This window comes from Kurthia sp. Dielmo (genome assembly GCF_000307285.2).
GTDB classification, from domain to species: domain Bacteria; phylum Bacillota; class Bacilli; order Bacillales_A; family Planococcaceae; genus Kurthia; species Kurthia populi.
Genome location: NZ_HE578958.1, coordinates 22,143 through 44,431, shown reverse-complemented (window position 1 = coordinate 44,431; position 22,289 = coordinate 22,143). Strand labels below are relative to the sequence as shown.

General features: G+C 38.8%; 37 protein-coding genes. 34 read left to right on the top strand and 3 right to left on the bottom strand.

The features are described from left to right. Positions 1–180: 180 nt before the first annotated feature. The 3 genes from KTHG_RS08760 to KTHG_RS08750 form a co-directional block, all read right to left on the bottom strand. Positions 181–1,338 (bottom strand): tyrosine-type recombinase/integrase, encoded by a 1,158-nt coding sequence (locus KTHG_RS08760; protein ID WP_186439538.1) that lies wholly within the window; start codon positions 1,336–1,338, stop codon positions 181–183. Between the two features lie 285 nt (positions 1,339–1,623). Continuing rightward, the gene (locus tag KTHG_RS08755) at positions 1,624–1,842 is read right to left on the bottom strand and encodes a helix-turn-helix transcriptional regulator (protein WP_139992888.1); all 219 of its coding nucleotides are present in this window, start codon (positions 1,840–1,842) and stop codon (positions 1,624–1,626) included. Between the two features lie 361 nt (positions 1,843–2,203). Continuing rightward, entirely contained in the window at positions 2,204–2,569 is a 366-nt protein-coding gene (locus KTHG_RS08750; protein WP_139992886.1) for a helix-turn-helix domain-containing protein, read from the bottom strand. 199 nt (positions 2,570–2,768) lie between these two features. On the opposite strand from KTHG_RS08750, the gene KTHG_RS08745 reads away from it, so the two are divergent. The 34 genes from KTHG_RS08745 (at position 2,769) to KTHG_RS08580 (ending at position 22,286) form a co-directional block, all read left to right on the top strand. Beyond that, complete coding sequence (locus KTHG_RS08745) at positions 2,769–2,978, top strand: helix-turn-helix transcriptional regulator (protein WP_186439537.1); 210 nt, start codon at positions 2,769–2,771, stop codon at positions 2,976–2,978. Positions 2,979–3,055: 77 nt separating this feature from the next. Continuing rightward, a complete protein-coding gene (locus KTHG_RS08740) occupies positions 3,056–3,781 on the top strand; it encodes a Rha family transcriptional regulator (protein WP_139992882.1) in 726 nt (241 codons plus the stop codon). Then, positions 3,781–4,071: a hypothetical protein gene (locus KTHG_RS08735; protein ID WP_139992880.1), complete on the top strand. Its 291-nt coding sequence runs from the start codon at positions 3,781–3,783 to the stop codon at positions 4,069–4,071. Before KTHG_RS08740 ends, KTHG_RS08735 begins: the two co-directional genes overlap by 1 nt. A 239-nt stretch (positions 4,072–4,310) precedes the next feature. Then, positions 4,311–4,610, top strand: coding sequence for a hypothetical protein (locus tag KTHG_RS08730; protein WP_139992878.1), 300 nt, complete (start codon positions 4,311–4,313; stop codon positions 4,608–4,610). A 20-nt stretch (positions 4,611–4,630) separates the two neighbouring features. Next, the gene (locus KTHG_RS08725) at positions 4,631–5,077 is read left to right on the top strand and encodes a hypothetical protein (protein ID WP_139992876.1); all 447 of its coding nucleotides are present in this window, start codon (positions 4,631–4,633) and stop codon (positions 5,075–5,077) included. Between the two features lie 102 nt (positions 5,078–5,179). After that, a complete protein-coding gene (locus KTHG_RS08720) occupies positions 5,180–6,019 on the top strand; it encodes an ERF family protein (RefSeq protein WP_186439536.1) in 840 nt (279 codons plus the stop codon). 127 nt (positions 6,020–6,146) lie between these two features. Next, positions 6,147–6,362, top strand: coding sequence for a hypothetical protein (locus KTHG_RS08715; RefSeq protein ID WP_139992872.1), 216 nt, complete (start codon positions 6,147–6,149; stop codon positions 6,360–6,362). A gap of 4 nt (positions 6,363–6,366) precedes the next feature. Further along, positions 6,367–7,194, top strand: a complete 828-nt coding sequence (locus KTHG_RS08710; RefSeq protein ID WP_139992870.1) for a helix-turn-helix domain-containing protein — start codon at positions 6,367–6,369, stop codon at positions 7,192–7,194. A 28-nt stretch (positions 7,195–7,222) separates the two neighbouring features. Continuing rightward, positions 7,223–8,137, top strand: a complete 915-nt coding sequence (locus tag KTHG_RS08705) for a DnaA ATPase domain-containing protein (protein ID WP_139992868.1) — start codon at positions 7,223–7,225, stop codon at positions 8,135–8,137. Between the two features lie 21 nt (positions 8,138–8,158). Next, positions 8,159–8,671, top strand: coding sequence for a hypothetical protein (locus KTHG_RS08700; protein WP_139992866.1), 513 nt, complete (start codon positions 8,159–8,161; stop codon positions 8,669–8,671). Between the two features lies 1 nt (position 8,672). Next, positions 8,673–8,987, top strand: a complete 315-nt coding sequence (locus KTHG_RS08695; protein WP_139992864.1) for a hypothetical protein — start codon at positions 8,673–8,675, stop codon at positions 8,985–8,987. After that, positions 8,941–9,216 carry a hypothetical protein gene (locus KTHG_RS08690; protein WP_139992862.1) on the top strand — a complete coding sequence of 92 codons (276 nt, stop codon included), beginning with the start codon at positions 8,941–8,943 and terminating at the stop codon, positions 9,214–9,216. The genes KTHG_RS08695 and KTHG_RS08690 overlap by 47 nt, the downstream gene beginning before the upstream one ends. A gap of 125 nt (positions 9,217–9,341) precedes the next feature. Further along, positions 9,342–9,740: a hypothetical protein gene (locus KTHG_RS08685; RefSeq protein ID WP_139992860.1), complete on the top strand. Its 399-nt coding sequence runs from the start codon at positions 9,342–9,344 to the stop codon at positions 9,738–9,740. Next, positions 9,724–10,179 carry a class I SAM-dependent methyltransferase gene (locus tag KTHG_RS08680; RefSeq protein ID WP_255512416.1) on the top strand — a complete coding sequence of 152 codons (456 nt, stop codon included), beginning with the start codon at positions 9,724–9,726 and terminating at the stop codon, positions 10,177–10,179. Before KTHG_RS08685 ends, KTHG_RS08680 begins: the two co-directional genes overlap by 17 nt. Before the next feature lie 11 nt (positions 10,180–10,190). Next, positions 10,191–10,403, top strand: a complete 213-nt coding sequence (locus KTHG_RS08675) for a hypothetical protein (RefSeq protein WP_139992858.1) — start codon at positions 10,191–10,193, stop codon at positions 10,401–10,403. 12 nt (positions 10,404–10,415) lie between these two features. Further along, positions 10,416–10,865: a hypothetical protein gene (locus KTHG_RS08670; protein WP_139992856.1), complete on the top strand. Its 450-nt coding sequence runs from the start codon at positions 10,416–10,418 to the stop codon at positions 10,863–10,865. Next, positions 10,862–11,140 (top strand): hypothetical protein, encoded by a 279-nt coding sequence (locus KTHG_RS08665; protein ID WP_139992854.1) that lies wholly within the window; start codon positions 10,862–10,864, stop codon positions 11,138–11,140. Before KTHG_RS08670 ends, KTHG_RS08665 begins: the two co-directional genes overlap by 4 nt. 152 nt (positions 11,141–11,292) lie before the next feature. Continuing rightward, positions 11,293–11,481 carry a DUF6877 family protein gene (locus KTHG_RS08660; RefSeq protein ID WP_139992852.1) on the top strand — a complete coding sequence of 63 codons (189 nt, stop codon included), beginning with the start codon at positions 11,293–11,295 and terminating at the stop codon, positions 11,479–11,481. Positions 11,482–11,588: 107 nt separating this feature from the next. Then, positions 11,589–11,765, top strand: a complete 177-nt coding sequence (locus tag KTHG_RS08655; RefSeq protein ID WP_186439534.1) for a DUF3954 domain-containing protein — start codon at positions 11,589–11,591, stop codon at positions 11,763–11,765. Between the two features lie 137 nt (positions 11,766–11,902). Next, complete coding sequence (locus tag KTHG_RS08650; RefSeq protein WP_255512415.1) at positions 11,903–12,103, top strand: hypothetical protein; 201 nt, start codon at positions 11,903–11,905, stop codon at positions 12,101–12,103. 15 nt (positions 12,104–12,118) lie between these two features. Next, positions 12,119–12,682 (top strand): sigma factor-like helix-turn-helix DNA-binding protein, encoded by a 564-nt coding sequence (locus KTHG_RS08645; protein ID WP_139992848.1) that lies wholly within the window; start codon positions 12,119–12,121, stop codon positions 12,680–12,682. Between the two features lie 356 nt (positions 12,683–13,038). Next, positions 13,039–13,335 carry a hypothetical protein gene (locus tag KTHG_RS08640; RefSeq protein ID WP_139992846.1) on the top strand — a complete coding sequence of 99 codons (297 nt, stop codon included), beginning with the start codon at positions 13,039–13,041 and terminating at the stop codon, positions 13,333–13,335. Positions 13,336–13,371: 36 nt separating this feature from the next. After that, positions 13,372–13,791: a RusA family crossover junction endodeoxyribonuclease gene (locus KTHG_RS08635; protein WP_139992844.1), complete on the top strand. Its 420-nt coding sequence runs from the start codon at positions 13,372–13,374 to the stop codon at positions 13,789–13,791. A gap of 82 nt (positions 13,792–13,873) precedes the next feature. Continuing rightward, complete coding sequence (locus KTHG_RS08630; RefSeq protein ID WP_222424339.1) at positions 13,874–14,767, top strand: terminase small subunit; 894 nt, start codon at positions 13,874–13,876, stop codon at positions 14,765–14,767. Further along, positions 14,757–16,085: a PBSX family phage terminase large subunit gene (locus KTHG_RS08625; RefSeq protein ID WP_139992842.1), complete on the top strand. Its 1,329-nt coding sequence runs from the start codon at positions 14,757–14,759 to the stop codon at positions 16,083–16,085. Before KTHG_RS08630 ends, KTHG_RS08625 begins: the two co-directional genes overlap by 11 nt. Before the next feature lie 16 nt (positions 16,086–16,101). After that, the gene (locus KTHG_RS08620; protein ID WP_139992840.1) at positions 16,102–17,550 is read left to right on the top strand and encodes a phage portal protein; all 1,449 of its coding nucleotides are present in this window, start codon (positions 16,102–16,104) and stop codon (positions 17,548–17,550) included. Then, positions 17,531–18,550: a phage head morphogenesis protein gene (locus KTHG_RS08615; protein WP_139992838.1), complete on the top strand. Its 1,020-nt coding sequence runs from the start codon at positions 17,531–17,533 to the stop codon at positions 18,548–18,550. The genes KTHG_RS08620 and KTHG_RS08615 overlap by 20 nt, the downstream gene beginning before the upstream one ends. Positions 18,551–18,626: 76 nt before the next feature. After that, the gene (locus KTHG_RS08610; protein ID WP_139992836.1) at positions 18,627–19,088 is read left to right on the top strand and encodes a hypothetical protein; all 462 of its coding nucleotides are present in this window, start codon (positions 18,627–18,629) and stop codon (positions 19,086–19,088) included. A 78-nt stretch (positions 19,089–19,166) separates the two neighbouring features. Beyond that, the gene (locus KTHG_RS08605) at positions 19,167–19,757 is read left to right on the top strand and encodes a phage scaffolding protein (RefSeq protein ID WP_139992834.1); all 591 of its coding nucleotides are present in this window, start codon (positions 19,167–19,169) and stop codon (positions 19,755–19,757) included. A 24-nt stretch (positions 19,758–19,781) separates the two neighbouring features. Further along, positions 19,782–20,654, top strand: a complete 873-nt coding sequence (locus tag KTHG_RS08600; protein ID WP_139992832.1) for a N4-gp56 family major capsid protein — start codon at positions 19,782–19,784, stop codon at positions 20,652–20,654. A gap of 149 nt (positions 20,655–20,803) precedes the next feature. Beyond that, positions 20,804–21,121, top strand: a complete 318-nt coding sequence (locus tag KTHG_RS08595; protein ID WP_139992830.1) for a head-tail connector protein — start codon at positions 20,804–20,806, stop codon at positions 21,119–21,121. Position 21,122: 1 nt separating this feature from the next. Then, positions 21,123–21,452 carry a phage head closure protein gene (locus KTHG_RS08590; protein ID WP_139992828.1) on the top strand — a complete coding sequence of 110 codons (330 nt, stop codon included), beginning with the start codon at positions 21,123–21,125 and terminating at the stop codon, positions 21,450–21,452. After that, positions 21,449–21,868: an HK97-gp10 family putative phage morphogenesis protein gene (locus KTHG_RS08585; RefSeq protein WP_139992826.1), complete on the top strand. Its 420-nt coding sequence runs from the start codon at positions 21,449–21,451 to the stop codon at positions 21,866–21,868. The genes KTHG_RS08590 and KTHG_RS08585 overlap by 4 nt, the downstream gene beginning before the upstream one ends. A 4-nt stretch (positions 21,869–21,872) precedes the next feature. Next, a complete protein-coding gene (locus tag KTHG_RS08580) occupies positions 21,873–22,286 on the top strand; it encodes a DUF3168 domain-containing protein (RefSeq protein ID WP_139992824.1) in 414 nt (137 codons plus the stop codon). The last annotated feature ends 3 nt before the right edge of the window (positions 22,287–22,289 follow it).

Sequence of the window (22,289 nt, the reverse complement as noted above, 5' to 3'; positions counted from 1 at the left end):
ATTCACATGAGATGGTACTTTAAATGGTTTTTAATAAAAAGGGAGAACTACTTACTTATTTAAATGAGATTGAATTTCTTTTACTGAAATTCAATATATCCCTTTAAAGCTTGCTATAAAAGCATTCTTGCAAGGTGGTTCCCGCATTAGTTCCCACTTTTAGATAAAATAATAAAACACCTACATACTTTTCATGATTTCGTCTATCACGTTTACTGCTGTTTTTCGTTTTTCTTCTATTGAATGTACATATGTTTTTTGTACAGTGTCAATAGTATCTCCGAGCAAACTTGCGACAGTTGCAATATCTACACCTTCTGCAATAAGCAAACTCGCATAAGTGTGTCTAAACATATGTGGAGAGATTTTCTCAACTCCTAGACGTATACTCATTTTCCGGAAGTACAAATCAATCGAACTGTATGATAACGTGTCGCCTTTGAAATTCCGGAATACATAGCGTTTTTGAAATTTATCTTCTGCTATGCGAATGCCTTTTTTGAGCAATTCTTCTTTTTGCCTTGATTGATACTTTTTCAGTACTTCGCAGACATGAGAAGTCAACGGTATTACTCTATAACTTCTTTTCGTCTTAGGAGAACGCTCACCATAAGCGTCACGAGTACAATTGATTGTGACTGTGCCTTCTTCCAGATCCACTTCACTCCACTTCAACCCCAACGCTTCGCCACAACGTACACCTGTAGCTGAAAGGAATTCAATCATTTCCATCATGTAGTTTGCACGGCTTGCTGTGTAAGTGAACATTTGCTTCATCGCTGCTTGCTCGATTATTTTATGATTTAAAGTATATTCAATTTTAATTCTAGAAATTTTATTTTTTTCAATGAATTCATTTTCTACAGCAAAATTTAATACTGCGCAAATTTTATCGTGATACTTCGCTAAAGTAATATCTGCAACACTATGTTTTGCAACTTCGATAAAACGTGTTGTATAAATATATTTATCTAAATCACATATTCGTACATTCCCTATAAGCGGTTCCATTTTTTTTCTGGTGAAATGGAAAAGTCGTATTGTTGTCACTTTCAAACTATTTTTTTGATGTTTAATGTACATCTCAAATAATTCGTTCATTGTCATAGTGCCATGTTCTTGCTTATTATAATTGCCTTTTAGCAGGTCAGCTTTCACATTTATTAAAGCTAATGAGGCTTCCTTTAAGGTATCGAACCCTTGTTTATATAAATCAGTTTTCTTGCCATCTGTACGAGTATATCGATAGCGATATGCAAATCGTTTTTTATTTACATTCGTATCTAGATAACTATATACATTTTTTTCTCTAGTTTTCGTTAAATTTGGTTTACCCATTCTGTCCAATCCTCTCATTCACCGGCAAGTGACAAGGCGAAGCGGGTACTTACCACCTCCTTATATTGATTTCTATGTAATAGTAGCAAAGTTGTGGATAAATTTACACAATAATGTAATAAAAATGGTTCCAACATACTTAAAATAGTAGTATAATTAACTCGTATCGAACTTATGTTCGTTTTAAAAGTTAGTTAGTAAGCCTTTTGTAAGCACCTCTTTTGCTTTATATAATAGTTTTTGTAAACTTATAGATTTACAAAAGTCGGGAGTAGTAGTGTTACACTACTCGCTGCTTACTTCTACTACCTCATAAAGCTCCTCCATGTCGCAGTGTAGTATCTTTGAAATATTTAGAGCTGTTTCAAAAGACATTACGGCGCGATTATGTACGAGCGCATTTACACGTTGACGTGACACTCCCAGTTCGATTGCTAAATCATTTTGTGTCATTCTACGTTTATTTAATAAGTCGAGAAGTAAGCATTTCCCGACTTTATACATATATTGCACCTCTTTTAGCGCATTGAATTTTTAATTTTTATTCCTTTATCAAAAGAAGTATAAAAATGTTATATTTGTCCATTATTTTCTATAAAATGTATTTTGTGTTTTAAGATAGTATTTATTAACTATTAAAACGACATTTTTCTTCTGTATATTGCCATTTTTTGGCTTGCAATGCTGAAAAATAATACATAGAATAAAATTAATAACAATTTAATAGGACTATAGAAGTGTCCTGTTTAAACGAGAAGGGGCAACAGTATGAAAAGTAAAATGAAAACAAAAGAAAATAAATCTAAAAAAATCATTGAACTAAGAAAATTCTTAGATTTACGTGCTCCACAAAAGAAAGAAAAAACTAATTAGCAAATCTGCTGAAGCGAATTGCTTTAATAGCTTCTTGTATCTCCTGATCCGTTGCTGGAATGCCGTCGACAAGTAATTCATATTTGTCACGCAATTCATCAGCGGATATTTTGTTTGCATCCATCATGAACTCCAATTCCTCTTTCGAAAATCCTGCTGAAAAAACAAGCTCTTCTAAATTCACACTAAAAATTTCTGATAATTTTATTAACGTCTCGAAGTCTGGGCCATGTTCGCCAGCTTCGTAACGTGAGATATTCGCTTGCGTAATACCTAATTCATCCGCTAATTGTGCTTGCGTCATTTTATGCGCTTTGCGTAAATCTTTTAAACGTTGCGGGAAAGTTACTTTTTTCATTTTAAACACCTCATTCCATATGCATACACTCTTATAACTCTTATATAGGTATATACCTTAATTTTATTAGCCTTACTCATAAAATATACTACATTTTCTAACTTTTTTTAATAAAAGTGTTGACTTATGAGTGAAACGTATATATTATAAGGGTATGAAATATGAGAACAACGTATAAAATTGAAAGGCGGTGATGAACTTGACAACATTAACAATCAGCAAGAAACGTCACGCATTAATCGCAGCAAGAAAAAATACGCGATTAAGTCAAGTTGAAGTAGCAGAAATTGTAGGCGTTTCTCAAGCAAACATTTCTCGTTATGAGAGTGGGGAACAGAATCCTACTATGGCAGTAGCTTTCAAAATCTCTCAGCTGTATAAAAGTGATATCGGTACACTTTTTTCATAAATATTAATATGAGTTAAACGTATTTTATTTTTTTAAAATATAATATGAGTTAAACGTATAAAATAGGAGGAATTATTATGACAAATCAAGTAACGCATACAGGTAAAGTAATTAGTTCATTAGAAGTTGCAGAAATGGTAGGACGCGAGCACAAGAATGTAATGCGCGACATTGAAAAAATCCGAACAGATTTGAACGCGCTCAAAGTTGAGCCGGTTAAATATTTTGCGGAATCTACTTACAAAGGTGGTAACGGGCAAGAACGTTCAATGTTTTTACTCACTAAACAAGGTTGCGAATTATATGGCAATCGAATGACTGGCATCGAAGGTACGGCATTTGCGGTTAAATATGTTGAGCGCTTTGAGCAAATGGAAAGAGTAATTCAGCATAATTTACCGACAGATCCGTTAGAGCTTGCGCTCACGGCCGCACTTGAAACACGCAAAGAGGTTGCTGAAATCAAAGAAGATGTTGATTTCTTAAAAGACAACATGCGTATCAACACATATCAAGAGAAACAACTACAAGATATCGTTAAGCGAAAGGTAATGAGTTCGCTAGGGGGTTACAAAAGTACAGCTTACGAAATGCTTGCTAATAAAGCTTTTAAATCGGCATGGCGTGACTTTAAAAACCACTTTGGCATTTCAACTTATAAAGAGTTGCCAGCAACAAAATTCGATGAAGGTATTCAATTGCTAGGATTTTGGGAGCCAAGCGCTTCAATGAAATTCGAAATAGCGGCATACAATACACAGCCCGCAGGTGCAACAGATAGTGGTTGGGAGGTCCGAAATTAATGAACGTTCAAATACAACTAGATGAACATCATATAAACAGCTTAGTTGCTCAGCTTGTGCATGATAAGTTGCAAGAGCTTGCGGTGCCACGCGTGCTATCACTCGACATTAAAGATATCAAGCGTATCACAGGCATTAATTCAAATATCACGCTGCAGAAAATTCTTTCAGATCCACGAATTTTACAACACCAATTTCGGCTCGGCGAAGGTGGACCGCGACATTGGAATGCGCGCGGTTTCGAAGAAGCATACGAAGAAGTAATGAATGATTTTAAAGTAATGTACTAAAAAAATAAAAAACTCACCGGCAAAGTGACAGACAGGCGTAGCGCGCTTGTCATTAGCTGCCCGACTTATTCGGACCGCTATAACAAATTCGCTACAAAGTGTTCCTTGATAACTAAATAGATGGTTTAATCCATCGCTGAGAGTCTGTGGAGACTTTGAGCGATGCATTAAGAGCATCAAAAGGAGGTGAATGTATGTATTACGTTAAACAAGGGTGCCCAGAGTGCAGTGAAATATTGATGATAGAAAATTGTGTTGAAGGGGCAAGAGAAGAAGCTGAAATGGACGGTGGAGAGGGCTGGTACACAGATGAAGTAGTGTGCGAGGGATGTGGAGCTACCATTGAAATTACTATTAATTGCGAAGTCCTTTATAACTACACAGTCGATGATGTACACACTTTATCTGTAGCAGATATTGCTGCAAACCGAGATGACGGCCGTTACGAAATAAACAATGAGATTATTGTCATTGAAAATGGCGAAGTCATCGAACGTTATATGTCGCCAGACGAAAATCAAATGGCATTACCAATATAAAAAAAAGGTGGTTTTAAAAAATGGAAAACATCAAATGTCTACAAGTCGAACGCGAAGTATCATTCGCAAATTACACACCGCTTGTGCCAGAGCGCATCGTGAATCACGTTTCAAACGATACATCAGCACATGCGATGACTCAAATCAAAACGTACATGGACTTACGCTTAGCTGCTATCAAAGAGCGTGAAGGGTGGCAAACAGAGCAAGATATGCGGCTCAACTGGAGTGAGGAACAGATACTCGAACATTACAACATGTATTACAAGCATTTTACATCAGATGTTCCAGAGCACGTGTTAAAAGATGCAATTATGGAAGAACTCGGCGACAAAGAACTTCGCACCATGCTAGATCGCTGGCCTGCAACGGATATCATCGAAATCTTTCAACTAGAAGGGTTTTTAACGGTTAACAACGGCCACTTCATCGTTTCAGTCGACATGTTTCTCGGTTGTAACGAATAAAAAAAGACCGCTTTGAGAGAGCGGTCTAAGCAACTGGCGAATGATTCGCCAATATGTAAAAAACAACTACTAAATTATACCACAGAATGAATGGGGGCAAACATGATGGATGTTAACAATGTGGAGCAAGTTCAAACAGCTGGTCCGCTTAATCTTTTTCAAAAGCTTGTAGAGGTGCGCAAAAGTATCGGTTCATTACACAAGGATGCAAAAGGCTACAACAATAATTATCAATATGTAACAGGTTCACAAATCCTTAGCAAAATTCAAGACGCAATGAATTACTATAATGTGCTGCTTTTTCCAAAATTACTCACACAAGAAGTTAAAACACGTGAGTACAAAACGCGCAATGGCAAAATGGTTGTTGAGTATACAGTTTTCGGACAAATGGAATTTACATGGATTAATGCAGATAATCCAGTGGATAAGCTTGAGGTACCATTCGCATATGCAGGTTCGCAAGATGATATGGCTAGGGCGTTAGGTTCGGCGTTAACGTATGCGGAGCGGTATTTTTTAATCAAGTCATTTAACTTACCGACAGATGGTGATGATCCGGATGGCAATCAATACAATCAACGTAATAACTATAATAATCGAAATAATTATCAACAGTCACAACCGCAGCAACAACAGTATCGTAATCAGAAGCCACCTATGGAACAACAATCAGTGCAATCGCCACAACAAAAACAACAAGTGAACGCGGATGGCGAAAAAATGATTACGGAGGAGCAAAAACAAAAACTTAAAAATGCATTAAAAATCGTTGCTGGACCGAAAGTGGAGGACCAACAAGTTGCGTATGAGTCGGCTTGCTACGCATGTAACATCCCTGAGGACACGCCGACAAATTCACTTATTTTTACACAAGCAAGTGGTGTACTGATGTACTTTGGCGGACTTGTTAAGCAGCGTCAGCAACAAGGTGGTGCTTGATATGGGCCAAAACATAGCACAGGATTTAGAAACGTCACTTAAAAATGCACAAAAAACTAAAAAAATATCGATGAAGTTATCGCTCGTTTATCTGAGCTGAACATCGAAGTAGAAAGGGTGTTGAAACATGAAAGTTTTAAAAGCGATCCACAGCACGTTTGCGACAGGGAATGTCGTAGAGGACATTAGTTTTGTAGGTTATCTAGTGACAATGCTTTCTGTAGGATTTTATGTTTTATCGCTTACAGCAACAAAAGAATTTATGCTAATGTGCGTAGCGCTACTACTGTTATTAACTGTGGCAACAGTCGTTTTTGCACTGTTACAACAAGAGGAGGAATAACATCATGGACGAAATACAAGGTGTGCAGTACGAAGGGATTTTAGAGAACGGTTACGGTTTAATCCCTAAACTTGTGACACGCGACAAAGATTTAACAATTGAAGCCAAAGCTATTTATGCTTATTTAGCATCATTTGCTGGCAATGTGCAGCAAGCATTCCCTAGTGTGAGTCTAATATGCAGTGAATTAAGCATATCTGAGAAACGTTTTACGAAACACCGTAAAATGCTAATCGATAAAGGTTACATCGAAATAAAACGTAATCGCAAAGAAGATGGAAATGGATTTTCGAATAACATTTACATTCTTAAACAGCAAATTCCGTATACGGTCAATTCGTATGCATACGAATCGTTAGGATACCAAAACGTAGGCGAACAAAACGCAAGCAAACAAAACGTAGGTACTAATAGTAACAGTTCTAATAATAACAGTATTAATAATAACAGTATTAAAAAAGAACAGAGAGAAGAGAGAGAGGAAGAGACTACTCCTTCTCCTGTTATAGATAAAGATTTTCAAACGCTACAAACTTTCTTCGATGAAAACATTGGTAAACGTAACTTCACGACTGATAAGGAACTAAGCTCCTTGATGGATGATTTTAAGGACCCGCTCTTAATTGGCGAAGCTTTAAAAATCGCTGCAGTAAAAGGCAAACCACTGTTTACTTATGCAGCTGGTGTCTTACGTAAGATGGCTGAGGAAAAAGGCGTTACAACGTATGAACAATTTAAACAACGTGCTGAGCAAGCAAAACAAGCTCCTAGCTTAGCTGACCGGGCAACAAGTAAAGCAACAGAGTTCGGTGGTCATACATTACCGTTCTAAAAAGTAAAAAACGAAAGGATGAACTTATATGAACGATTACAACACACCGCAAATTCACTTTAATGCAGAGCGTACCGGGAAGATGCAAAGCATTCAGGATGTCTTACAAAGTGATGACGGTCCACTTCGTTGGGATCGCGACAATTATTGTGATAAGCATGACAGTAACTTTGTATTCATGCCGCCTGCTTTCGATAATTCACAATGTCCAATGTGTGGCACAGAGAAACTTCGTAATGAATTCCAGGATGAAATGCAAAAGGTTTGTACAGATGGCGAACGTTTGAGAAAGCACAATATACTCGCCAAACAATCTGTCATTCAAGATAACACAATTACAAATGCTACATTCGATAATTTTATTGTCCAAACAGATGAAGAACATACAAATAAGATTAAGGCTATAAAAGCTGCTGAACGTTTCTCGAACGGCGAAGCATTTAATCTTTGGATTCAGTCGCCACAAACGGGGTGCGGGAAAAGTCATTTAGCTATGAGCATCTTAAAATATGTAAATGATTCCGGAGCGAAGGATAAAAGTACACTGTTTCTTGATTTAGGTCGTACGATGGAGCTTATCAAAGACTCTTTTAATAATAAAGAAAGTGAATACACGCAAAATCATTTTATATCACTCGCAAACAGTGTTGATGTGCTTGTAATCGATGATTTAGGAGCGGAAACAGGTGATATTTACAGCGATAAGCGTGCCAGTGAGTATACAAGTAACGTATTACGCAGTATTTTAAATGGCCGCCAAGATAAAGCGACAATCATTACTACAAACTTAACTGGCGCTCGTATGATTACAGGTTATAAGGACGGACATAAATTCATTCCGCCAATGTATGACAAAAAGATGATGTCACGCGCTATGCGTAACGTGCTACACATTGTATTTAATGAAACGCCAGATAAACGTGTTGGCAACCTACAATTCTAAAAAAGAGAGGTCAAGAAGAATATGAAACTAAAATTCTATGGCGGTACAGATGCAGACAATGCAATTGCATTCAATGTCTCAGCGGACCGCACGTATACAGTCGAGTTATTTAAAGAAGCAGGTTTTAAAGCGAACATTATTCGTATCACATCGTATAAATTCAATATTTACTATATGAACAATAGCGGTGAAAAAGTCAACGTTGGACCAGCTCACGACATGGCGCTTTGTGTTAAAAACGCTATGCGCGACTTTATACGCTACCGCACATTACATCGTACTAAAACATGGAATGGCACTGTGGCGAGTATTACAGACGTTGCACGCGCAAAATTAAACGAGTTTTTAGCTAATGGTAGCACAACGGTTATCAGTGATAAGACAATCGCCCAGGAAGAAGCAGAAATAGATAATGTACTGGCATTTACAGCGGCACTCGAAGCGGCAGAAGACATCGCAAGACAACATGCGATTAATGCAGCGCTTGATGCGCGGGATGAAGAGTTATTCATGACTTTAACAGGAGGTGCTTAACATGGTCGATTTCATTGGCTTCAATGCAGACACGCCATGCGTAGAATTACAGTTTACTCGCTTTGATGGCTCACAGTTCCGCAAAGTTTGCTACGACACATCGGAGATTGATTTCTGGATGGATCAATACAATGCACAAGAAGGTATTTTTAAAGATACTTGCAGAAGTGTGGCGCGTGTACAGCAAGAACTGCAACAAATAAAATCTGAAATTTCAGAACAATTAGCCTTAATTGCACAAGATAAAAAAGATGAAAAGGAGAAAGAATATGCGAAACGATTCAAACAAGCATGGAATTGCAGTTACACAGCATAGCTGCAAACGCCGCTATAACCGCCGTAACATTTGCCGCACAACTACTAAACAGCGCAAGGATATGGATAAACAAGTACAACGTCCTGCAGCGCGTCCGAAAGTGCCGGTTGTATTTTACAAGGTGCGTAAAGGCCGTGAAATCATAGAAGTATCTGAGCGTGATGTAGACGTAATGAGCTTACAGTTGGACGGATATCGTGTGATGGATAAGTGGCGGGAGTGGCTGTAGATGGAGCAAAATGACGAAAATATAGTCAAAGCAGAACAGTTAAGTTTGTTTTGAGCGACATTCATGGACCGAAAATGAATTGTTGAATTAAAACGGGTGGGTGGGATGGAGTAAGGAGCGGCACTATGCGTAAAAACGAATTAGTACATCACGAGCATTACGTCGCAAAAGTGCAACAAGATTTAACGCACTTTTTATTAAATGATGAATCGTTAAAAAATGGTGCAATCAAATATTTGCGATGGGATAACGAAATGAAGCTATTTGATGTATATGAGGATGCTGAGTACAAGATTTTCATCACACATACATTTTATGAGCGCTTTCGTGATATACAGCTCGCTAAAGGGATTGTATGCCAGCGATGTGGCAGAAAGTTAAAAGATACGAAGTGGACGCCGATTGGTTATGGTCGCCGTTGCTACAAAAAGTTCCTTAAAGAAGAATGGGAACGTAATCAAATGACGATTTTCGATTTTATCGATGATCCAGGAGAGGTGAAGGAATTTGAAGCGAATACTTGATGCTTGCTGTGGTAGCCGCATGTTTTGGTTTGATAAGCAAAATGAAGATGTTACTTACATGGATATTCGCGAAGAAGATACCGAATTGTGTGATGGTCGTAAATTAATCGTAGCACCAGATGTGGTTGCAGATTTTCGTGATATACCATTTTCTGATGAAAGTTTTTATATGGTCGTGTTTGATCCGCCACATTTATTACGAGCAGGAGAGAATAGTTGGCTTGCTAAGAAATATGGTCGTTTAAACGAAGCGACATGGCGTATGGATTTAACACAAGGATTTTATGAGTGCATGCGAGTGCTGAAGCCTAACGGCACATTGATATTCAAGTGGAATGAAGAACAAATTTCGTTGAATGAAGTATTGGGGTGCTGTGGCCAACAGCCGTTATTTGGAGACAAGCGTAGTAAAACGCATTGGCTCGTATTTATGAAATAGGAGGTATAAAAATGGCTAACGAAAAAACGTGTTGGAACTGCGGTCATTTCGCTTTCGCTTGTTTTATCACTGGCGAATATCAAGAGGTTGATGATGTAAATGGTGTGTGTGATAAGTGGTGTCCAGAAGGTACGAAAGGCACTGTCACTGACTTTGAAAACGAAGATGACGGTACAACGTGGGCTGAAAATGAATGGCTCAAAGATGATATGTCCAATTTATAAGGAGGTGCAATGATGGATCAAGATGAAATGTACGACTCATACATGGAACAAGAAATGGAAGAAGCGGATGCAGGAAGCGGGCGTCTAATGTTTTTAAATGCAGATCATGAACAAAACTTTGCGGCTATCATAGAGCAATACAAGTTTGATATTGCAACAGACTCAGATTTAATCGTTGCATACATCACAGCGGTACCGGATGTGTACGAAAAAGTGTCCGGGGCACTTTCAGCATATGATAGTTGGTTACTGGACGAGCAGTTTGCTACAGGGCAAAGCGATACATTTAATGCATTGCTTGGAGTGGCGCTCTCATATCGACTGGGAGTGGAGCAAAGCAACTTACGAGCGTATGAACAAATGCTTGATGGACCGTATTGGGTAGTTGTTGCACTTGGAGCGGCGGAGATTTATACGAGCGGTACATTTAATGCACTACAGAAAATGGAGGTTTTAAGATGAATAAAGAACAGCTAGAAACGATTAAAAAGGGTTATCAGTGGTGGCTAGAAGCTGAAAACCAAGCGGACAAAAATGAATTTGCTGAATGTATCACAACGGAAGATGTACCAGCGCTTATCGCAGAGGTCGAGCGATTACGTGAAGCACTTAAATTTTATGCAGATGGACAGAAATATACGCTCGCTTACGACAGTAACTTAGTAGGAACAGTGGAAATCTTCAAAGACAACGGCAAAAAAGCTCGACAAGTATTAGGCGATGACAAATGTTCATAGTCAGATTAACAACAGCTTATATTTTGATTGCAGTGATTTGGCAAAACCTTGAAATGCTCGCGTACGGCGAAGTGAGAGATAACTTGATAGACACCATTATCACTTTTCTTGTGTCGGTAGTTATCGCGATTTTGTGGAAGGAGTGAACGACAATGACAACTAAAACAGCGATGCAACAAATTGAAGAACTAATTACAGAAATGCCGCTTCCAGTCTTAAAAGACGTACAGCGACGCTTAACAGATTGGGCATCAAGTGGCGGTAAAGAAGATGATCCGTATGTTGAGCAACAGCTTCGTTATATGAAACATGTGCGACATGCACAACATGCGGGCAAATAAATGAAAAAAGCGTCTGTAGCAGCAACTACAAACGCCTGGCTCCTCTTACGAGGTATATATGATTTTAGACGAATCAATTATACCACGAAAAAGGGGAGTTACATATATTGAATAACGAACAACACACAATTACTGAAACAGTCGAGGAAAACGCTGTATATGCTGTAATCGATGGTCGCCTTACAAGATTAGATTCCCCTTCAACGGGATTCGGTAAACAAGAAATTGTATGGCAGAACAGCAAAATAGTGCAAAATAACGTTTATTTTACACAAAAATTGTAGTAAGATGTGAAATAAGTAATTTAATTGAATAAGAAGCTTACCAGGAAAAACCAGGGAGCACTAAATGAATTTGTAGCACATGCTATGAGTTTGTTTGGTGCTTCCTTTTTTATTTGCCAGAAAAAGGAGTGAAACGAATGCGTACGCTACAAGACGAAATTAAACGCCACAACCTTTTACGACACAATAATGACACGAAACCTAATGAAAAGAAGGAAAAGCTTTCTACGGAGCGGCAAACACGCTCAGAGCGATTGTCAAAAGCAGACATTGAGGAACTTATGGGGATAAGACGCCCACGCTATGCACGGCGAAAAGGTGTAATCAAACAAAAATAAAGAGGTGCTGTGGTAATGATGACGATGATGGAAGAACGTGAATATACAAGTAAAGAATTAGAAAACTGGGCAGATAAGTTGTTGGAAGAGTATGATCATAGTCTAAGTGACTTACGTGCAGTTAAGAGAGCAACAGTTGCTGAAGAGTGCGAAGTAACAAATATCTCGCCGCTTCAAGATAAGAAGTCTATTCTAAACAGTATGGAGAATTCAATGGTATTTGCAATGGATTGGATGGAAAAAGGCCGTAATCCCGATTTACAGCGCGGAGCGGATAAACATGCTGTGTACCAACGACAATTTTTTGAGTCACTTGATGTGATTCCAGACATTGCAGAGCAAGTGTATGATATTAATACAAAAGAGCTGCACATGACGAGCGCTGAAAAGAAACAGCTAGCGAAAATTTATAGCATGTGGAGTCATCGTGAGAGACTTTGTTACATTGCTCATACGGTTGAACAAAAAAGTTTTCAACAAATCGCAGACGAATTAAAAGTAAGCAAAGGTACTGTTCAATCATATATTCAACGTGCTCGCTCAAAAGTCAAAGAGGGCCTACAAAAGAAAACTTCGTAAATCTTGCCTTACGTTGCCTTACGGATTCTATATAAGTGAGAGCAACATTTTCTCATGCGTGAGCAAGCACGCAATCATTTATGGCCGCTTCGACAAGGAGAGTTACCTGTGCACTACTCACAATTGCTGTTCAGGGCAAACATGTTAAGCGACTAATCATCAAGCCGCCACGTGCGGCACATACATATACTAGCGCCATTAAATAAACAGTATGCATAAGCAGGCGCTATACTGCGGTTACCCATGACTGCACCTCTCAAGCCGCTTCTTGTCCAGAAGCGGTATACATATGGCATCTACATTGTAGGTGCTTTTTATTTTGCATGGGATAAATAAACGCTACGGAGGTGATTGGAATGGAAACGTATTTAAAAATAATTGATGAATTCGATGATTACGTAGTAAGGGAACACCATTTCTTTAACGGTACGAATGTGGTGATTAAGTTCGATAATGGGTATGGCGTAAGTGTTATGGTTACAGCGAAGTCGCCTAATTCTGAAATTATAGAGGCTATGGTAATTGATGAAGATGGTTTTTGTGATTTCACAGAAGAAAATGTATGTTTTTCTAGCCTAGTTCAATTGGATTTGCAAAGAACTATTGAAGAGTTAAAGCTGATTCAACAACGAGAACAAGCACCTTTATTTTAAGAGGCGCTTTTTATTTTGCAGAAAGGAGCGGACGATATGAACGAAATCAAATTTACAATTGACGGACCAGTACAAGCACAACAACGTCCACGCTTTTCACGTCAAAACGGTCATGTACGCACATATGACGATAAAAAGTCTCGCAATTATAAAGCGCACGTACAAAAATGCGCTGCACGTTATGTACCTGAGCAAATGATTGACTCAGCGATTGAGTTGCATATCGATGTGTTTCACAAGTTGCAGCAGAGCGGCAGTAAACAATTAAAAGCGGATAAGTTAGCGCATCGTGTACGTCCAACAGTTAAGCCGGATTTGGACAACCTTGCAAAAGGCATTAAGGACGCGCTCACAGGCATGATGTGGGTAGATGACGCGCAAGTGGTTGACTTAATTATGCATAAATACTATGCAGTCGAGCCATACGCAGTAGTAACAATCAAATATTTGAACTAGTTAGTCTATATATGATAAAAAAGAGCGCTAGTAAAGATAGCTGACTACTGGCGCTAGGAAGGAAAGAGGTGGTGAAACGTGAGTGGCTGAAAAATATGAACTTGCTAAAGTCGATTATGACAATGGCATGAAGTATAAAGATATTGCCGAAAAGTATGGCGTAACCCTCAATACAGTCAAGTCATGGAAAACGCGTAAGTGGAACAAAATTGATAGTGAAGATGATGAAAGTGTGCATACAAAAGAAAAAGGTGTGCACACAAAAAAGAAGCAGACACATACAGAAGAATCGACTAGGGAGCGGCTGTCTATCGCACAAGAATCACTGAGCAATGAAAACAGTGATTTGACCGATAAACAGTGGCTTTTTTGTCGTTACTACACAAAGTATTGGAATGCCACGAAAGCTTATCAAAAGGTTTATGACTGCGACTATATGCAGGCTATGTCCAACGGCAGTCGCTTGCTGAGAAATGATAAGATACGCGCGGAAATCAGCGCAATCAAACAGGACATTGCAGATGGCATCATGATTGAGTCTCGTGCAGTGCTGCAGAAGTGGATTGATATTGCATTTGCAGATATCTCCGACTACGTGGCATGGGGCACCGAGAAACGTTTGATTCCAGACGTATTTGTTGGGCGAGATGCAAACGATAAAAAAGTATTCGAGGACAAGGAAATTGATGTGAACTACGTTCATTTGAAATCCGCTTCGAATATAGACACATCGATTGTGACAGAAATCAAAGAAGGCAAAGATGGCGTGACGGTGAAGCTTGCCGACAAAATGAAAGCACTCGATTTCTTGACGAAGTATATGGACTTGCTTAATGATAATGAGCTGAAGCAATTAAAAATTGAAAAAGAGTTGATTGCAATTCGTAAAGCAAATGGTGACGATCATGAAGAATACGAAGATGATGGATTCATTGAAGCGCTAAAAGGTGTGGAGGTGGATTGGGATGCTGACTAATGTAAAGAAGCTATTAACAGAACAACGTAAGAAGCGGGAGCGTAGGCGAAAAAAGAAGCCTGCGCTTTTTAAATTTACTCCTTTTAGTGCTAAACAGAAGAAGGTGCTCACTTGGTGGTGTCATGCCGCTTCGCCATATAAAGATTATGATGGCATTATTTGTGATGGCTCGGTGCGAGCAGGTAAAACAGTTGTGATGTCACTTTCTTTCGTCATGTGGGGCATGGAAACATTTAACGATGAAAACCTCGGTATGGCTGGTAAAACGATTGGTTCATTTAGACGTAACGTATTCAAACCGCTTCAAAAAATGCTACGTGCACGAGGGTATACCGTAAAAGAACAACGTACCGAAAATATGTTCACTGTTACAAAAGGTGAACAAGTTAATTATTTCTATTACTTTGGTGGTAAGGATGAAGGCTCTCAAGACCTTATCCAAGGGATTACATTGGCTGGGATGTTTTTCGATGAAGTGGCGCTTATGCCCCGCTCCTTCGTAGACCAGGCAACGGCACGTTGTTCTGTAGAAGGTGCTAAATTTTGGTTTAACTGTAACCCAGCAGGTCCATACCATTGGTTCAAAGTAGAGTTTCTAGATAAATTAAAAGAAAAGAATCTATTTCAAATTCATTTCTTGATGGATGATAACCCTTCGCTTTCAGAAAAAGTAAAGGAACGCTATAAACGCCTGTATTCCGGTGTTTTCTATAAGCGCTATATCTTAGGATTATGGGTGCTTGCAGAAGGTGTTATTTATGACATGTTTGAGAAGGATAGGCATGTTGTAAAAACAGAGGAGCGGCCATATGAGAAGTTTTATGTCAGTTGTGACTATGGTACAAAGAATCCAACAACATTTGGTTTGTGGGGTTTCTGTGAAGAGATTTGGTACAAGGTAAAAGAGTATCACTACGATGGTCGTAAGAAAGGTAGACAAAAAACAGATGGGCAGTACTGTGATGATATGGCAACATTTATCGAGGGGCTTACAAATTTCAAAGGGATTATCGTAGATCCATCGGCCGCTTCGTTTATTACAGCGCTAAAGAAACGTGGGCATCATGTGATTAAAGCGAAAAATGATGTAGTAGACGGGATTCGTAATGTAGCTACTGCATTGGAGCGGATGCTTATTAAGTACAACGATTGCTGTAAAGAAACATTTCGAGAGTTTTCTTCGTATGTTTGGGATGAAAAGGCAGCAAATCGAGGTGAAGATAAGCCAATTAAAGAGAATGATCACCAGATGGATGGCGATAGATATTTCATAAATAAAGTTGTTATGACAGGACCAGGATTCACATTCTTAAAATAATGAAAGAGGTGAGAATATGCATAATATTTATGATTTTGGAGCGAGCACATATGCAGATGAACTAATTGCACAGATTAAGAATGATGCGCCTAAAGAAATCGAAACGGTGAAAAGTCTATATGAAGCGTTTGATAGCTCTAAAATGCTACAGGGGCAGAAATATTATTGGAACGAATCAGATATTATGGAACGTGAAATTTACACGTACAGCAATGGCGGTAAGAGTGTAGATAAGGAAGCGACGAATGAGAAAGTTCCTAGCGGTATGCACAAAGTATTGGTGGACCAAAAAGTCGCCTATTTAGCAGGAGAACCTATGTCTTTCGGTAGCCGCTCCGATAACCAAAAGCAACTGGACTTGCTTGAAACGATTATTGGGGAGGAATGGGAAGATACACTACCAGAGCTAATTAAAAATGCCTCAAATAAAGGCGTAGAATGGCTCCATCCGTTTGTGAATGAAGATGGCGAATTTGATTATATGATTGCCGAAGCGGAACAAGTTATTCCTATTTACGACAGTAAAAGACGGTATAAGCTAACAGCGGCTATCCGTTTTTATCAATATGCAGAGGAGCACATCAAATTAGAAGTATGGACAGATGTAGATGTCACTTACTATGAAATGATTGAAGGCGAAATGTACTTGGATGCTGAACGAGAACTGAATCCAGCACCACATTTCACGAATGCTGAGGGTACAGAAGGGAAATCATGGGGCAAGGTGCCATTTATCCGCTTCGCAAATAACAGCGAGCATTTAAGTGATTTACACTTCAATAAAGCGGCTATTGATGCGTACGAAAAATTAGTAAGTGACGCACAAAATACATTAGTAGATATGCAAGAACTGATTTATGCATTGATTGGTTATGAAGGAGAAAGTCTGGCGGAGTTTCAGAAGAATTTGAAGCGGTATAAGGCTGTTAAGTTATCGCCAGATGAAGGCTCTGATTTGCGAACTATTACAGCAGAAGTGCCGACAGCTGCATATCAATTACAAGGTGAAACACTGCGGAAAAACATTATTACATCCGGTCAAGGTGTAGATCCGTCACCTGATGTAATTGGAGATGCGCCTTCTGGCGTAGCACTCGAAAATTTATATTCTTTGTTAGACATGAAAGCATCAATGTTAGAGCGGAAATTTACGCTAGCATTGCGTGAGTTCATGTTTTTTATTGGCGTTTATTGTGAACTGGCACGCGTTGGTGAATTTGATTATCGTGATGTCACCTTTACTTTTAATAAAATGCTCCTTACAAATGAAGCGGAAATTATCACAATGGCTAGAGATTCCCAAGGGATTATTTCAGATGAAACTATACTTGAAAATCACCCTTGGGTACGTGATGTGGCACAGGAGAAAGAACGTTTAGAGAATCAGAAAGCTTCTGAACTAGACGCATATAGTACCCGCTTCGGTTCGTTAGAAGGTGAAGCGGATGCCGAAACAAATTCATAATCAACTAGACATTATTAAGCGCTTAGATGAGCTGATTGCACAGAGTGAGCGTGAAGTAGATGAACTACTTGGAAAGCGTTTAAAAGAGATTCTGGCAATGCTTAGTAATATGTATAGTAAGTTCGTTGAGAGTGATGAGAGTAGTTATACAGATTTAAATAAATACAATCGACTAGCAAAGGAACTCGAACGCATTGCGCAACAGTTGAATGAAGATTATAAGCAAATCGTAAAGCAAATTGAAATATCTCAACAACGTATTTATGTTGAACAGTACCTGATGGCAGCTTATTTGTTTCAAGTTTATCAAGGAACTGAAGATGGATTTACCTTACCAAGTGAAGATGTTATTGCAGCAGCACTAGCCAATCCAATTGAGTTGCTACGTTTGCCCAAAGTATTAGAGGTGCATCGCAATGAGACTATTCGCAAAATACAAATCGAAATATCACAATCTCTATTAGCTGGTGAAGGGTATTTCAAGATGGCGAAGCGGTTAGAAAATGCAATTGGTATTAGTCAAAACAAAGCACGCACCGTGGCACGTACAGAAGGTGCTAGAGCAATGTCGATAGCAGACGAAGCGGTCACAGAGGAGATGCGCAAATACGCTGATATTGAATGTGTATGGCTATCAACACTTGATACACGGACGCGGCATGAGCACCGTAAACTGGACGGACAAAAAGCGGATTCGGATGGTTATTTTCATTTCAAAGGCATGAAGGCAAAGGGTCCAACCATGTGGGGAGTAGCAAAAATGGACATCAATTGCCGCTGCGTGAAGATTAAACTCATTGACGGGCAGTTGCCAGCCGTGCGTAGAGGTCGAGATTACAAAGACGAGGGCTACCAAAAGCGTTTGAAAGCTCAAATCCTAGCATATATGGATAAAGGTATGACTTATGCAGCTGCTTATATGGAAGCAGATAAACGAATAACACCGCCGAATAAAGTAATGCCATTTATGAAATATGAAGAATGGTTCAACAAAATTTGATAAATTACAAAATATGGTTAAAAAAAGATGGATAAAGCCGAAAAAAGCAGAGTAATAATTTTTTGGAGGCGGTACTTTGGATAAGAAATCACAGGTTATAGAGTTTTTAAAAAGTAAGGGTTATAACGTGAAAAATGAAAAATGTTCTTATGATCCGGAAGGTAATACGTTACAGATTGAAAAGTTAGATGGAGAATATTACATTTTACTTGCTAATTTTTATTTAGACGCAGATTTTAAACAAATAGAGCGTAAAGTGAAAAAGCTATTTAATAGAACTTTCTTCAACGATTTTTTGGATAAAGGCAAGGTTTTATATGCAGAGAATAATAAAGAAGTAGTTCATTCAAAGGGTGTTGAAATAAAAAATGAAACTAGTTTGATGGAGAAAATAAGAAAAAATCTTTCTTCTTATACGAGTGTTCATTTAGGGGATTTAGAATTTGTTGAAAATAAATCTTTAGAAGATAACACTAAAAAAATATTCTTAATCAAGAACAAAAATCAAGTATGTGGGTATATTTTTAACATTCAATAAATTCATTTAAGTTTTGTCCTGAGCATGACGATATAAAAGGCTTTTTTATTATGCACAAAATTGGAAAGGAGCTTCACTATGACAAAAGAAGAATTACTTGCATTGGGTATTAACGAAGAGACAGCACAAACTATTGTAGATAATTACGCCGCTTCGTATGTAGAAAAATCTGTACTAGAAGCGGAGCAATCCAAAGTAACAGATTTAACGCAGCAACTTACTGATCGTGACACACAGCTTACGGAATTACAAAATCAAGCAGCTGGTAACACAGATTTACAAGCACAAATTACAGCTCTACAAGAACAGAATGCAAATGAAAAAGCATCGTATGAGCAAACGCTGAAGCAAAAAGATTATGATTATGCACTTTCAAACGCTTTACGTGATGCAAAAGTAAAGAATCCTAAAGCGGTACAAGCGTTATTAAATACTGAAGCCATTACGTTAGATGGAGATAAGTTGATTGGGCTGTCAGAGCAATTAGAAACACTGAAGAAGTCAGATGATTATTTATTCGTACCAGATGGCTTAAAGGGTGGCACGCCTCCACTTGGTTCAGGTGGTCAATCACAGACTTTAACAAAAGCAGAATTTGCTAAAAAATCTTATGAAACACGAATGGATTTAATTAGCAAAAATCCGAATTTGCTACAAGAACTAAAATAAATTGAAAAAAGAGAGGTTTTATAAATGAATACATCACAATTATTGGCCAAGTTGAATTTGCAATTCTTTGCTCAAACACAAGCATCTGATTTAGTAGATCCAGAAGTCATGGCACCAGCTATTGCAGGGAAAATGGAAAATGCCATTAAATTTACAAAATATGCAGATTTAGATACGACACTTGTAGGTCAACCAGGTAGTACAATTACTCGCCCTAAGTATGGTTATATCGGTGCCGCAGAAGATTTAACAGAGGGCGTACCAATGGACACAAGTAAAATGTCTATGACAACAACAGAAGTTGCTGTAAAAGAAACGGGTAAAGCGGTGGAAATTACAGAGAAGGCTATCATCACAAATGTTGGTGGAACAGTAGGTGAAGCGGAACGTCAACTTGCGATTGCGATGGCTGACAAAGTGGAAATTGATTATATTGCTGCACTTGATACAGCTTTACAAACGGTTGGTGGTTCTCCTACAACCCCAGCGAAAATCCTCGAAGCGGTTACAGTATTCGATTCTGAAGGGGATTTGGATTTAGTACTATTTATGAATCCAGCAGATTACACAACACTTGTGCAAAATCTTTTAACTGTTGGTGGAACAGTACAGGAACGAGCGTTAACATCGGGCCAAGTATCAGAACTATTAGGATTAAAAGCAATTGAACGTTCTCGCCGTGTAGCGGCTGGGAAAGGGTATTTGCAAATCTATTCGACAACCGCTCCAGAAGAATCGGAAGATCCTGCGAGTGCTGTGGAAATTGTTCTAAAACAAGATGTTGGCGTTAATAAGGACGCTGACATCCTAAAACGCACAGTAGTGATCGCGGCAAATCGACACTATGTTGTAAACCTTAAAGATGATAAGGGCGTTGTGAAATTCACAGGGGCATAGTAAATCATTAGAAAAATAGTGGGGAGGGATTGTATGTTGTTGCGAAGGTATCATGAAAAGCCGCTTCCTGTGAATTTAAAAGAAGTTAAAAAGGAAGTGAAGCCCAAGCCACGTAAACCACGCACACCACCTAAAAAGGCTGGCGAAGGATGATGGCATGGGAAATTACAGAGGTTGAAGTTCAACAGCTTATTGCTTTGAATAGTGATATTTTGACTCCGGAGCGGCTAGAACATTACAAAATGCTTGCTCCTATTTATTATGAGGTAGCTTGTGATTATTGTAATGCTACGTTAGAGGTTACAAATAGTGGTGTACAGGTATTTGTTGCAAAGGCGATTCAATACTATGCCAATAAAGCGGGATTAGTATCACGCTCAATGGGAACTGTTAGCTACTCATATACAACATCGTTACCTTCTAGCGTATTACAGTTGCTAAATCCTTTTAGAAAGTTGAGGTGGTAGTGTGTACGATGAATTTCCACACAAAGTAGTTGTATTGCAATTTGTAGAAGGAATAGAAGATGAACTGGGCAATGTGCAAGATGGTGAATGGCACACGTTATATGATGCATTTGCATGCTTTATTGATACACCAAGTGCAACCGAAAAATACAATGCGATGCAGATTAAACATCAACTAGACCGCTATATGTATTATGCGTATGGTGCTGACATTAAACCAAATATACGTATCCGCTTCGAAGGTGTTGAGTATGAAGTTGAAACAGATGCAGAGGACCAGGGCGGCATGCATGAAATTATGCGTGTGGCATTAAAGAGGGTGAGCCAATGAGCATTACGCAATTTGGTTCAAGTAAACTACAGCGCGCAATTGAGCGTTGGGGGAATAGCGTACTCGATGATGCAAAACGTGCGGTAATTGATACAGCCATTCTGATTCAAGGTCAAGCTAGGGCGTTAGCACCTGTTGATACCGGTTACTTGCGCCAGTCAATCGAGGTTGAAGTGCTGGATGGTGGTTTAAAGGCTGTCGTCACAGTCGGTGCAGAGTGGGCAATTTACATCGAATACGGTACAGGCATTTACGCTACAAAAGGCGGCGGCAATGAAGATGGTTGGGTGTATTACAGTGATAAGTACGGCAAGTTTGTATTCACTCGCGGTCAAGAAGCACAACCATTTTGGTTCCCATCGCTTAAAGAGGGCCAAAAATATTGGTCTAAAGCAGTTGCGGCAATAGGAGGTTGATGTGATGGTTTCGTTTTTAGCTTTGCATACGGCTGTTTATCAACGCTTAGTTAATGATGCAGCTGTAAAACCATTAGTTTACAAAGATACAAAATTTAAAGGTGTGTATGATGCGGTGCCTAATGATGCGCCATTTCCTTATATCGTGATTGGTGAGCCGAGCGAAACAGATTTTGATGTGAAGCTGAAAGAAACAGTCGAAACGTCACTTACGATTCACACTTGGAGCAATAAAACAGGCAAGATGGAATCATACAAACTATTACAAGCTGTTAGCGATGCGCTAGCGGCTTTTTTAATTGTCACGAACTATGAAGTGGATTACGTCAAAAAGGTGCGCACAAGCGTATTTGATGATATTGACGGGGTACTACGGCATGGCGTTCTAACACTTGAATACACATTAACGAAAATTTAGGAG

Excerpts from the sequence above, each read along its gene's own strand:
- KTHG_RS08760 (WP_186439538.1), bottom strand. The coding sequence starts at position 1,338 with ATGGGTAAACCAAATTTAACGAAAACTAGAGAAAAAAATGTATATAGT.
- KTHG_RS08755 (WP_139992888.1), bottom strand. The coding sequence starts at position 1,842 with ATGTATAAAGTCGGGAAATGCTTACTTCTCGACTTATTAAATAAACGT.
- KTHG_RS08750 (WP_139992886.1), bottom strand. The coding sequence starts at position 2,569 with ATGAAAAAAGTAACTTTCCCGCAACGTTTAAAAGATTTACGCAAAGCG.
- KTHG_RS08740 (WP_139992882.1), top strand. The coding sequence starts at position 3,056 with ATGACAAATCAAGTAACGCATACAGGTAAAGTAATTAGTTCATTAGAA.
- KTHG_RS08735 (WP_139992880.1), top strand. The coding sequence starts at position 3,781 with ATGAACGTTCAAATACAACTAGATGAACATCATATAAACAGCTTAGTT.
- KTHG_RS08730 (WP_139992878.1), top strand. The coding sequence starts at position 4,311 with ATGATAGAAAATTGTGTTGAAGGGGCAAGAGAAGAAGCTGAAATGGAC.
- KTHG_RS08725 (WP_139992876.1), top strand. The coding sequence starts at position 4,631 with ATGGAAAACATCAAATGTCTACAAGTCGAACGCGAAGTATCATTCGCA.
- KTHG_RS08720 (WP_186439536.1), top strand. The coding sequence starts at position 5,180 with ATGATGGATGTTAACAATGTGGAGCAAGTTCAAACAGCTGGTCCGCTT.
- KTHG_RS08715 (WP_139992872.1), top strand. The coding sequence starts at position 6,147 with ATGAAAGTTTTAAAAGCGATCCACAGCACGTTTGCGACAGGGAATGTC.
- KTHG_RS08710 (WP_139992870.1), top strand. The coding sequence starts at position 6,367 with ATGGACGAAATACAAGGTGTGCAGTACGAAGGGATTTTAGAGAACGGT.
- KTHG_RS08705 (WP_139992868.1), top strand. The coding sequence starts at position 7,223 with ATGAACGATTACAACACACCGCAAATTCACTTTAATGCAGAGCGTACC.
- KTHG_RS08700 (WP_139992866.1), top strand. The coding sequence starts at position 8,159 with ATGAAACTAAAATTCTATGGCGGTACAGATGCAGACAATGCAATTGCA.
- KTHG_RS08695 (WP_139992864.1), top strand. The coding sequence starts at position 8,673 with ATGGTCGATTTCATTGGCTTCAATGCAGACACGCCATGCGTAGAATTA.
- KTHG_RS08690 (WP_139992862.1), top strand. The coding sequence starts at position 8,941 with ATGCGAAACGATTCAAACAAGCATGGAATTGCAGTTACACAGCATAGC.
- KTHG_RS08685 (WP_139992860.1), top strand. The coding sequence starts at position 9,342 with ATGCGTAAAAACGAATTAGTACATCACGAGCATTACGTCGCAAAAGTG.
- KTHG_RS08675 (WP_139992858.1), top strand. The coding sequence starts at position 10,191 with ATGGCTAACGAAAAAACGTGTTGGAACTGCGGTCATTTCGCTTTCGCT.
- KTHG_RS08670 (WP_139992856.1), top strand. The coding sequence starts at position 10,416 with ATGGATCAAGATGAAATGTACGACTCATACATGGAACAAGAAATGGAA.
- KTHG_RS08665 (WP_139992854.1), top strand. The coding sequence starts at position 10,862 with ATGAATAAAGAACAGCTAGAAACGATTAAAAAGGGTTATCAGTGGTGG.
- KTHG_RS08660 (WP_139992852.1), top strand. The coding sequence starts at position 11,293 with ATGACAACTAAAACAGCGATGCAACAAATTGAAGAACTAATTACAGAA.
- KTHG_RS08650 (WP_255512415.1), top strand. The coding sequence starts at position 11,903 with ATGCGTACGCTACAAGACGAAATTAAACGCCACAACCTTTTACGACAC.
- KTHG_RS08645 (WP_139992848.1), top strand. The coding sequence starts at position 12,119 with ATGATGACGATGATGGAAGAACGTGAATATACAAGTAAAGAATTAGAA.
- KTHG_RS08640 (WP_139992846.1), top strand. The coding sequence starts at position 13,039 with ATGGAAACGTATTTAAAAATAATTGATGAATTCGATGATTACGTAGTA.
- KTHG_RS08635 (WP_139992844.1), top strand. The coding sequence starts at position 13,372 with ATGAACGAAATCAAATTTACAATTGACGGACCAGTACAAGCACAACAA.
- KTHG_RS08625 (WP_139992842.1), top strand. The coding sequence starts at position 14,757 with ATGCTGACTAATGTAAAGAAGCTATTAACAGAACAACGTAAGAAGCGG.
- KTHG_RS08620 (WP_139992840.1), top strand. The coding sequence starts at position 16,102 with ATGCATAATATTTATGATTTTGGAGCGAGCACATATGCAGATGAACTA.
- KTHG_RS08615 (WP_139992838.1), top strand. The coding sequence starts at position 17,531 with ATGCCGAAACAAATTCATAATCAACTAGACATTATTAAGCGCTTAGAT.
- KTHG_RS08605 (WP_139992834.1), top strand. The coding sequence starts at position 19,167 with ATGACAAAAGAAGAATTACTTGCATTGGGTATTAACGAAGAGACAGCA.
- KTHG_RS08600 (WP_139992832.1), top strand. The coding sequence starts at position 19,782 with ATGAATACATCACAATTATTGGCCAAGTTGAATTTGCAATTCTTTGCT.
- KTHG_RS08595 (WP_139992830.1), top strand. The coding sequence starts at position 20,804 with ATGATGGCATGGGAAATTACAGAGGTTGAAGTTCAACAGCTTATTGCT.
- KTHG_RS08585 (WP_139992826.1), top strand. The coding sequence starts at position 21,449 with ATGAGCATTACGCAATTTGGTTCAAGTAAACTACAGCGCGCAATTGAG.
- KTHG_RS08580 (WP_139992824.1), top strand. The coding sequence starts at position 21,873 with ATGGTTTCGTTTTTAGCTTTGCATACGGCTGTTTATCAACGCTTAGTT.